The sequence below is a fragment of the Mucilaginibacter sediminis genome (genome assembly GCF_051903035.1).
Lineage (GTDB): Bacteria > Bacteroidota > Bacteroidia > Sphingobacteriales > Sphingobacteriaceae > Mucilaginibacter.
In genome coordinates this window covers 6,452,419-6,462,973 of sequence record NZ_CP170602.1, presented here as the reverse complement: position 1 = coordinate 6,462,973, position 10,555 = coordinate 6,452,419, and the positions used below count along the sequence as shown (strand labels likewise).

6 protein-coding genes are annotated in these 10,555 nt (G+C 45.2%); all 6 read right to left on the bottom strand.

Annotated elements, in window-relative coordinates; all coding sequences use genetic code 11:
* Positions 1-84: 84 nt before the first annotated feature.
* Positions 85-1,047, bottom strand: a complete 963-nt coding sequence (locus tag ACFGVS_RS26790) for a hypothetical protein (RefSeq protein ID WP_439696304.1) — start codon at positions 1,045-1,047, stop codon at positions 85-87.
* 36 nt (positions 1,048-1,083) lie between these two features.
* Complete coding sequence (locus tag ACFGVS_RS26785) at positions 1,084-2,517, bottom strand: serine/threonine protein kinase (protein ID WP_439696303.1); 1,434 nt, start codon at positions 2,515-2,517, stop codon at positions 1,084-1,086.
* Between the two features lie 284 nt (positions 2,518-2,801).
* Entirely contained in the window at positions 2,802-5,087 is a 2,286-nt protein-coding gene (locus ACFGVS_RS26780) for a glycoside hydrolase family 20 protein (protein WP_439696302.1), read from the bottom strand.
* 62 nt (positions 5,088-5,149) lie between these two features.
* Positions 5,150-5,980, bottom strand: coding sequence for an N-acetylmuramoyl-L-alanine amidase family protein (locus ACFGVS_RS26775; protein WP_439696301.1), 831 nt, complete (start codon positions 5,978-5,980; stop codon positions 5,150-5,152).
* Entirely contained in the window at positions 5,977-6,423 is a 447-nt protein-coding gene (locus ACFGVS_RS26770) for a Fur family transcriptional regulator (RefSeq protein WP_090653183.1), read from the bottom strand. Before ACFGVS_RS26770 ends, ACFGVS_RS26775 begins: the two co-directional genes overlap by 4 nt.
* Before the next feature lie 841 nt (positions 6,424-7,264).
* The gene (locus ACFGVS_RS26765) at positions 7,265-10,438 is read right to left on the bottom strand and encodes a carboxypeptidase regulatory-like domain-containing protein (protein WP_439696300.1); all 3,174 of its coding nucleotides are present in this window, start codon (positions 10,436-10,438) and stop codon (positions 7,265-7,267) included.
* Positions 10,439-10,555 lie beyond the last annotated feature (117 nt).

Here is a 10,555-nt window from a genome sequence, read left to right as displayed (position 1 = left end):
GGCTTGATCTTTTTATGTCGATAAAATGGGCCAGCAATAACAAAACACATATTGCCAGTAAGCCTATTGATAATATTTGTGACATTATGCTTCGGGTTTAAATATGTTGATGCCGATGATACCATTCAGCAATATTTTTGAGTTAAAAGGCAATTCCACCCATTGCGGCGAGTTGACATCGCTGCGGGTAATTTCCTGCTCGTTAATCATGGTCAGTTCGCCAAATGATGACAGGTAGAGCTTACCATCGGCTTTATTCATGCGGATGCGCAGGTGCGGGGTATTTACCCAGTCGCTCGGAATTTTAAATACGGCAGCATCTTCGCGGGTTTCTTCGTTACCCGATACTACAATATCTTCATTCTTCATCAGGAATTCCACTTTGCGGCCTACAAACTGCTTATCGGGCATAATGGTATCCAGCCGGGCCAACACCGTTTGGCCGGGTTTTACCACATCCTTTTCGTTGTAATGCAAGTCATTCGCGTAAGGTAGTTCGTAATAACCTTCGCTGTAATAGGTAAAGCCCTTTAAAATATCATTGCTAATATCTAAAGTTTGGGCCACACCGGTATGGCGGGGTATAAAGGTTACCCGCAGGTTCTCTTCTTTTTTATTGCTCCCGGGCAGTAATTTACCTATAAAACCCTTGTCGCCCTTTTTATAATCGGGATGTGATACCAGCCTGAACACCCATTTTGAGCTTGATGGTTCAACCTTTTTGCCCACTTCCTGGTGTTCGCGCAACAGTTCATAAAACTTTTTTACCGATTCATGTACAATAATGCCAAACAAACCCGAACGGTTGTTGATAAACTCCTGGTAGTCTTCTTCGTTAAAGCTGATGATGTATTCGTGATAAAAAACAACCCTATCGGCAAATGAAAGCTGGGCGATGGACTCTTTAAATTTTTCGGTGATGTACATGTACACATCATCGGGAGTTAGCGTTTTATTTGCTACAGCAGCCACCGCGGCGGCCTTCCCATTCGGCAGAAACCAGTCCTGCAGACCTATTTTTTGCCAAAATGTAGATTTGGATTCCATTAGGTAAATCTTTTTTTAGATGTTAATTATCATTAACTAAAAACTCAATTTTGATGTATCAGCGTTTTTTATGCTATCGCGATAAAACTGCGGGTCGGATTTAGACTTGTGCTTTACGCCACGCAGTATCGAGTCTGCCAATGAATCAACTTCTGGTGGAATGCTGGATGCATCGTTATTATCCGGTCGTGTTTCTACAGGTTGTTCCCTTTTTACAACACTGTCTGGCTTAATCTTATTAGTTCCCTGGCTCAGGGTATCGCGCGGTGGCGGCGTAGATTTAAAAAAGGTGTTATAAATTCCCTTACGGTGCTTAATAGCCATTACCGACGAAAAACCTGTAAGCGCTACCAGCAACACAATTAAACTGATAAATATCGGTTTAGAGATGCGCACCGCGTGCTTGCCAACCACCAAAGGCGTTTCGGTAGCGGTATTTACCACATGCACGCCCCTTGCGCTTTCGGCCTCCTGGTAGTAAAGTAATAGCCCTTGCAGGCGCTCATTCTCTTTTAATAATACAGATGCATTCCAGGAATCATCAACATCGGTGCTGTTTACAGCCGATATACTGCTATATACCAATACCTCCTGCAACTCAACGCCATTTGGGTAACGGTTTTCGGGCTCCTTTTCCAGGCACTTGGCTACTATTTTAAGCAGCCATGCGGGCACCTGCATTTCGTGCTTTTTCTTTTCGTCGGTCCAACTGGCAGGTAAATTCTTTTTGCGTAGTTCCATTACATCAGGAACTTCCTTTTCCATATGCGACAGCATTACCGCGTTGCGGGCGGTTTCGCCGTTATCGTTAAGCGGGAAAGGTACCTGGCCGGCAATTAATTCATAGAGGATAATACCGTAGCTGTACACATCGGTCTGAAAATACATCAGCCCTTCATTTTGTTCGGGCGCCATAAATTCAATAGCCCCGGCATGCCTGATGCTGGTACGACGCTGATCGTCTGACATAGCCGAAAGTCCAAAATCAAGCAACACATAATTACCCGTATGGATATTGAACTTTACGTTATTGCTTTTAATATCGCCATGCTTAACCGATACCTTGTGGCAATGCGAGAGCGCGTTGGCCAGCTGATCGGCCAGTTTGATGATCTCCTTGATGGTAAAAATAGCCTCGTGTGGTGGCTTCAGCAAATCCTCCAGGTCGGGGCCATCAATATATTCCATCTCGATAAAAGGAAACGAACCACTTTCGGTAATACCCGAATTGAGGATTTTGACCACATTGGGGTTAGGCTCTTCGTTTACCTTTTTTAGTTTTTCAACCTCGTTCTGAAAATTTCTGAAATTTTTATCGTCGGTACTCTCCGTATGGATTGGGGTGGGTAATAATTTTACCGCTGTAATGATAGGGCCATAGCGCCTGCCTTTATAAACAGAGCCTTGTCCGCCCGTTCGCAAAGCCCCCATATTCTCCAAACCTTCGGTAATTGTAAATACTTTGCTCATTGAGTTATACTTGCAGTGCTGTAAACATAAATAACAATTGGTTAAGCTTTGTTATCTCAACATAACGCACATGTTGGCGTTTGGTTATAAAAATATGAAAATTTATGTGGATGTGCAGATTTCAGATGTGCAGATTTCAGATGATTTAAATCAATTTGAAAATTTGAGGATTTGAAAATTTGAAAATAAAATCTACTTATCTAAAATACTGCCCCTCATCTGCACATTTGAAATTTGCATATCTCCGCATCTCCTTTTTCATTTGCACATCTGAAATCTGCACATCATTTTATAACTATTTCATCTACCAATAACCAGGCCTTAGCTCCGGCAATATATTCGCCGGGCGGGATAATGCCTTTGTTGGTGCCCCTCACCCTTACAAAACGTGCCTGCGTAGGATTAATATCGGCCTTTACGGTGTTAATGCCGTTGGCGTCAAATTCAGTTTGGCGGTAAACTTCGGTATAGTTTTCTCCATCTGTCGATAGTTCGAACGTAAGCAGTGTTGGTTCCCACATTTTTTGCCAGTGGTATTTTAAAATGTTGATACCCACTCGCGATATTTTTTGAACCGAACCCAGGTCGACCACGGCGTCCAGGTCATTTCCATTGAAGCCATACCATTGGCCATCGTTGTATAATTTGCTGCCAAAAAGTCCATTCACCAATCCAAAGGTATTGCCGGGGTTATAGGCTCCCTGTGGCTGGTTTGCAAGGGTTACGGTTTTACCAATGCCTTTGTGAATGGCAAAACTTTTTTCGTACACCCGCCCGGCTATTTTGCCATTACCAAATACCGCGGCTTTTATGGTACCCGATTGGGTTATAGTTAAGGCCTTGTTATAAACTTTGCTACCTAAACCCGGTGCCGATCCATCGGTGGTATAAAATATTTTTCCGCCGGGCAAAGTGGTGCTTAAGCTAAGCGACACCTGGTGGCCTGCGGTTTCACTTACGTTATCCGTTATCTCATCAAATGTAATCGCTGCATTAATGTTTAGCTTTTTAAGCATCGGCTGCTCGTACCTTAACCGCTTCAAAAAGCCATCGTAATCCTTGTTTTCTTTAGCCGACCAGGCTACCTCGGCCAAAGCCAGCATCCTTGGGAACAGCTGGCGCTCGGCCCGGGCCGAGCTGGGCATGTATTCGCTCCAGGCATTGGCTTGCACACCTTTGATGTACCGGGCTTCATCGCCAGATAGTTGGTTTGTTAAAGGTTCGTAGTTATACACTTTGCTTAGCGGGGTATAGCCGCCGGCTGTTATCGGTTCGCCTGGGTATAACGACTGATAATAGTCCAGGTAAACATATTTTTCGGGCGTCATGATGGCATTGTGGTGTTGTTTGGCAGCAGCTATGCCACCTTCCTCGCCTGTCCAGCTCATTACGGTTGCGCCGGGAGTTAAGCCGCCTTCCAGGATCTCGTCCCAACCAATAATCTGCCTGCCCTTGCTGTTCAGGTATTTTTCCATCCGGCCCACGAAATAGCTTTGCAGTTCATGTTCATCCTTCAAATGCTCATCCTTAATACGTTTCTGGCATTTAGGGCATGTTTTCCATTTGGTTTTGGGACATTCGTCGCCACCTATATGAATATATTTTGAAGGAAAAAGTGGCAATACTTCGTCAAGCACGTTTTGCAGAAAGGTAAAGGTTTCATCGTTACCGGCGCAATATACCTCATCAAAAATGCCCCAATAAGTAGCCGTTTTATAGGGACCACCGGTGCAACCCAGTTGCGGGTAAGCTGCCAATGCCGCCAGCGCGTGCCCCGGCATTTCAATTTCCGGGATAATGGTGATGTGCCTGTCTGTTGCATATTTTACAATGGCTTTAACATCTTCCTGGGTGTAATAGCCGCCATACCGTTTGCCATCAAAAAGGTGAGGGCTATCACGCTTGTGGCCTATGATGGTTTCATCCCTGTAGGCCGAAATGCTTTGTAAAAGCGGGTACTTTTTTATTTCTATGCGCCAGCCCTGGTCGTCGGTAAGGTGCCAGTGAAAGGTGTTGATCTTGTACAGGGCCAGCATATCAATCCACTTTTTGATGTCCTCCGCAGCAAAAAAGTGGCGGCTTACATCCAGCAGCATACCCCGATATGCAAAGCGGGGATGATCTTGAATGGTACAGCTCTCAACGGTTATTTTTCCGTCAGACGAGCGTAACAGCTGAATAAGTGACTGCAATCCATAAAATACGCCAGCCTTGTCATGACCGCAGATGTTAATTTGCTTTGATGTCACCACCAACTCATAACCCTCAGGATCAGCTACTTTAGAAGAGTCGATTTTTAGGTTAATATTACCTTTGTTTTTCACCTTAAGCTGATAGCCGGCAAGCGATTTAAAATACCTGTTAAAAAATATAAGGTTGCCTGTTTTGATTCCAGGCCCGATAGTTATACCTGTGGCTGCCGAAAAGGTAAACGATCCGCCATTCCTTTCAAACTGATACGGTTGCGGTATCACCCCCTGCTGCTTAATTTGTGCCGATGAATAACCGGCAATTAATATCAGGCTTAAAGTAGTTAACAGGAATTTGTACAGATGTATCAGCTTTATCATGGATGCGGATTTGCAGAGCCTAATATAGCTGATTATAGCTATTTGCACACTAATTATGAAAATTACAAGCTGCCAATAGCTTTGCGATAGTTGGTAATAGCGGTAACAATAGATTTCACGATAGCATCCTGCCCGCCGGGCGAATTGAGGTAATCCTCTTCCTCAGGGTTGTTGATAAAACCTGTTTCGATAAGTACGGCAGGCATGGCGCTATGGGCCAATACCAATACACCCTGCTCTTTTACCCCTTCGCTTGGGCGGCCATCAAAATCGGTAAATTCGGCATTCAGCAGATCGCCAAAGAGGATGCTTTGCTTGCGATATTTTTGAATATAGGCATTCAGAATGATGGCATTTGACGGGTCGGTTTCGTCATAGCTTTCGTAGTTTTGTTTATAGTCTTTTTCCTGGAAGATAGATGCGTTTTCACGCACGGCCTCCTCCTGCTCTTTAAGCCTGTGGAAACCGTAAACCAGCAACAACACTCCTTTACGCTTATGGGCCGAAGCCGCATTTCCCTCTGGAGATGAGTTACAGTGGATGGAAACAAACAGGTTGCCATGCGCCTGGTTGGCTATGTTTGACCGTTGATTAAGGGGGATAAACGTATCGTCGGTACGGGTCATCAGGGCGGTAATGCCCTTCATGCCGGTATCAATGTAAAGTTTCAGTTTTTTGGCAATGGCCAGGGTAACATTTTTTTCAACCGAGTACGATCCGCGGGCGCCGGGGTCTTTACCGCCGTGCCCGGCATCAATAATTACCGTTTTAAAACGGAAGCCCGAGGTCGCCGGGATGGAATCCGTTTGCTGGGCCCATGAACTAAAACAACAGCACAGGCAAAGCCCTAAGCTGATGATTGATGCCGAAAAAAGTTTTATGCAAACCCTCATTTTTTTACCGCCTTTTTACTGCATTTGGGGCACAGGCCGGTTGCATATAAGGTAAAGCCCTGTGGCTCAAAACCAGCGGGCAGGGTTATGGCCGGCAGGTGCAAATCGTCAAGGCAGTATACGTTTTTGCATTGGGTACAGTTGAAGTGCAGGTGCTCGTCGTGGTGATGACCTTCATCGCAGCTGGATGAACAGAGGGCGTAGTTGGCTGTGCCGTTTAAATCAAATACTTTATGAATAATACCTTTTTCTTCAAAGGCATTCAGGATGCGGTATAGGGTAACGCGATCAATATCGTTCATAACACTCTCCAGATCGGGCTGCGAGGTGGCAGCGTTGCGGGCCGACATCATAGACAGCACCCGAAGCCGGGGGGCCGTTTTTTTTAAATGGTGCCTGTTCAGCAGGTCCTCGAAGTGAAAGTTGTTGCGGGCTGGTTCCATTTAAGTTTTACAGGGGTGTATACGTGCAAATATATACAACGTTGCATTACCGGAGAAATTATAGTGATGCTGTTGCGCAGGTGTGGAGACTTTCCGGGATACAAAAGTTTTCGGGTTCAGGTAGGCAGCGGTTTGAACAGCGGCGAGGACTTACCCCGTCCACGCCGCGCTGGCCGACGCCTGCCTTATACTAAATGATGAGCCCGTTCGCTAATGGCTTAGGAAAGTTTTTTTGGAGAAGAAGGCCGCATAACAAAACCGCTTTTTATATTTTTATCATCAACAAAGTGTGTGTACCAATACGGGCTGACACACCCTGAAACGCCCTGGTACTGGGTGAAACACCCTGGTACGGGGTGAAACACCCTGGCACGGGCTGGCACACCACCTACAGTTAATGTTTTTAATTTAAATTAAAAAATATCCTTTTCGCACAAAAACGATAAAACGCAAAGCAATTTCTCTTTTTCTTTACTTATCAGCGCCCGTCTAAATTTGGTTTACGAATGTTTTTATGCTACTAATGGAGAGGCCACAACCTGTTTCGCATGTCGGCGACGACTCACACGGTCGAGGCTGCGCCCGACCACCCTCCGGCTGAAGCCGCATAGAGGGCGAAGCTCATTTTTTCTTTTCCTTTTTCGCCCCTCTATGCGACGCAGTCGGAGAGAGGGGAAGACGGGCGTAGCCTCGTCGGGGTGAATCGACTCGCCGCAATGTTATAAACGCCATTCCTAATCATATATTACTAAAAACCAGCAGCATATAAACCAAAAAATATTGCCCTGCAACAGCTTTTCGCTATCGCAGGGCAATGCCATTCTGAACTTATATAGTTTACTTAAAACCCATATCGTAACCCTACCTGGAACTGGTATGGGTTACCGCTTAAGCCGGATACACCTGCATTGGTGTTTACGGTATAGGCGTACTGTTTATTTACAGCGTCGAAGCTTTTAATGGTGTAAATTGATGTAGTACCAAGATTATGGTTTACGCCCCAGTTTTTGTCGATTAAATTGCTGACGTTAAAGAGGTCGACTGATATCTCCAGGTATTGTTTTTTCAGGATTTGTACCCGTTTAATCAGCCTCAGGTCTATTACACCGTAAAACGGGTTAACGCCGCCGTTACGTTCTGCTATTTTGCCAAAGCTTTTCTCGATATAATCTTTCATCCCTTTTTCAACTTTGGGGTTATTTAATATGGCATTGATACCATCTTTTAAATATTGCGGCGTAGATGCGGAGTTAGGATTATAAATGTAAGCAAGATCGTTACTGGCCACAAAGTCGCCATTAACGTTGCCGTTTACTGTTAATGAATACCTGGTGCCGCTTATGCCCGAGAACCGTAAACCGGCGCTAAAACCATGAAACGTTGGCGAGCTGCCATAAAACACCACCTTATTGCGAAACTGGTTATCAGAATAGTTCATGCTGCTTAGGTTACGCGGATCGTCTTTTACATATTGCACCAGGGTTGCGGTGTTTGCCACGTTTCCGTTGTACGAGGTATTGTCTTTAGTTTGGTTCCAAGTGTAAGAGAAAGATATTTCGCCCTGTTTATAGTACCTGTAGTCGGCATCGATAACAAATGCCACCTGGTTTACTTTTCCCAGGCTTTCCAATTCCAGCACCCGGCCAACTTCGGTAGTTTTGCGGCCTTGTGTCCAATCGGCCGATCCGTTTGCGGCGTTAATTGTACCTGCCGGAACGTATACGCCCCTGTTATCTTCGGCCGCAATACGGAAATATGGTTCATCTACCATGTTTTTATCTACGTAAGTGTAGTTATTGCGGCCCAGGCTTAAGTAAGCACTGGCGGTAACACGAAAGTTTTGCGCAAAAAAGTGAGAATACGAAGCATTGGCCTTGTAAACCGTAGGTACTTTGGCATCTTTGCCGTTCATGTTAATGGTTGCCATCTTTGGTATCGATGGGTTATTGAGCAGGTCCTGGCCTGGCGCTGTCGACGGATCTTTACGATAAGCCGGAAAATTTGGCGTGGGTACCAGGCTACCGGTTACATCAACGCTTTGGATATGCGAGCCATCAAACAGCATATTGTTAATCATGGAATAAGGGTTAAGCGCCGAGCCTAAAATACCGCCTCCAAACCTTATGATATCTTTCCCGTTTTGCCCTAAATCCCAGGTTGCCTGTAAACGGGGCTGAATTTGCAGGGTAGCCAACTTGTTAAATGTGTTTAGGCCCAATGTACGGTAAACTACATCATTAAAATTCGCCTTATCAAGGTAATCGGTATAATCGGCACGGATACCGGCGGTTAAATCAAACCCGGGAAATAACGTGGTTTGGGCCTGTACATACAGGTTGGGGGCAAGAATGTTGAATTTGATATTATGATCTGCCGAGACATAAATATCCCTGGCAAAACGGTAAGGTGTAAGGTTATTGAAATTGGTTAGCCCGGTAAAATAAAAACGCCCGTTGGTCTCGCTGCCATAAATCGAATTCTGGTTGGTAAATGACAAGCCGCCTCCTAAAGTAAAGTTAAATTTGCCTTTTGTCCAGTATACGTTATCAGTAAGCTGCGCTACGTTATTGTTAAAATAATCGCCGCCGTAACGTTGCCCGCCCAATTGTATGGCCGTTGAATAGGTTGATCCGTTTGCCGCTGTCGAAGAGATATTCTGTACTATAGCACGCGGAATATTATCGGCAGGCAGCTGGCTGTTAGCAAACATTTTATTGTATTCCCAATAGTGCTGTACTTTCAGTTCGTTGGTTAAGTTTGGGCTCAGAATACTGCGCAACGAGGCCATTACACTATTGTTCAAACTTTTACGGGTGCTATACACCTCGTAAATATTAATGGCCGTGTTATCGCCATCCGATTGATTATCCAGGTCGTAAATAAAGTTATCGCGAATGGTAAGCAGGTTTTTAGCGTTGATCTGCCAGTCAATCCGGGCGAAACCCGCATGGGTATTTTTAAATTTATCAAACTGGCCCACCTGCGGCGAATTGGCAACACCGTATTTTGTGCGCGCTATTGATAAAAAGTTATCCAGCGTAGCCTGGGTTACGTTGTAACGTTTTTCATCATCGGCAGATTGAATATTAGCTATGTACAAAGGCCGCGAATCTGCCTGGTGGTCCCAGGCGATAAAAAACTGCGCCTTATCTTTAACTATAGGGCCACCCAAAGAAAAGCCATATTGATAAGTAGAGAACGCCTGGTTACGTTTTAAGCCGTTTAAGCCATAGGGGCTTGAAAGCCAGTTGGCACGCGCGTAGGTAAAAGCGCTTCCCGAAAGTACGTTGGTACCTGATTTGGTTACCGTACTGATGGTACCCCCGCCGGCATTACCGTAAGTAACATCATAGGCATTGGTAACCACCTGGAATTCGCGCACGGCTTCCAGCGATATAGAGTAAGCGCCGGTTGGCTGCCCGCCAGATATGGTGCCGCGTGCCGCCATACCGTCAATAGTATAATTGGTTGCCGATGCCAGCTGGCCATTTAAGCTGCCGCCCGAACTAAGTGGCGATAAATCTGCCAGGGTGGTAAAATTACGACCGTTTACCGGCAGCTTCGCGATGTCTTTAGCGGTAACAGCTGTAGATGAGCCAATATTTTCAATTTTGTTGCGCGTGGTGGCCGATTTAATTTCGACCACGTTAAGCTCATGAACTTTGTCTTCCATCACAAATGCAACCTGTAGCAGGTCGCCCTGGTTAAGTGCAAAGTCGGTTTGTTTTTGCGGCGCCATACCCATAGCTTCAACAGTAATGCTATAGGGCGAACCGAGTGGAAGCTCTTTTAAAAGGAAAGCTCCTTTTGAATTGGTTGTAGTTTTGATCATGAACCCAGTCGACTCATTTTTCACCGTAACGGTTGCGTTAGATAAAAGCGTGCCGCCAGGGCCGGATACTTTGCCGGAAATACCGGCCAGGTTAGTTTGTGCCTGGCCCGTTGTAACCAACAGGAAGCAGGCTATGCCCAACAGGCATATTTTTTGCAGGATAGTTTTGTATAAAGTCAGCATTTCTTAAGTATTAGTTAGCCGCAAAGGTGTACTTGCCGTGTTAACCAGGCATTTGCTAACTATTAACCTTGAGTAGTGATTGTTTAATCTAAATGTTAATTTTATTGAATTTGAGTA

Coding starts and splice junctions, on each gene's coding strand:
- ACFGVS_RS26780 (WP_439696302.1), bottom strand. CDS start 5,087: ATGATAAAGCTGATACATCTGTACAAATTCCTGTTAACTACTTTAAGC.
- ACFGVS_RS26790 (WP_439696304.1), bottom strand. CDS start 1,047: ATGGAATCCAAATCTACATTTTGGCAAAAAATAGGTCTGCAGGACTGG.
- ACFGVS_RS26765 (WP_439696300.1), bottom strand. CDS start 10,438: ATGCTGACTTTATACAAAACTATCCTGCAAAAAATATGCCTGTTGGGC.
- ACFGVS_RS26770 (WP_090653183.1), bottom strand. CDS start 6,423: ATGGAACCAGCCCGCAACAACTTTCACTTCGAGGACCTGCTGAACAGG.
- ACFGVS_RS26775 (WP_439696301.1), bottom strand. CDS start 5,980: ATGAGGGTTTGCATAAAACTTTTTTCGGCATCAATCATCAGCTTAGGG.
- ACFGVS_RS26785 (WP_439696303.1), bottom strand. CDS start 2,517: ATGAGCAAAGTATTTACAATTACCGAAGGTTTGGAGAATATGGGGGCT.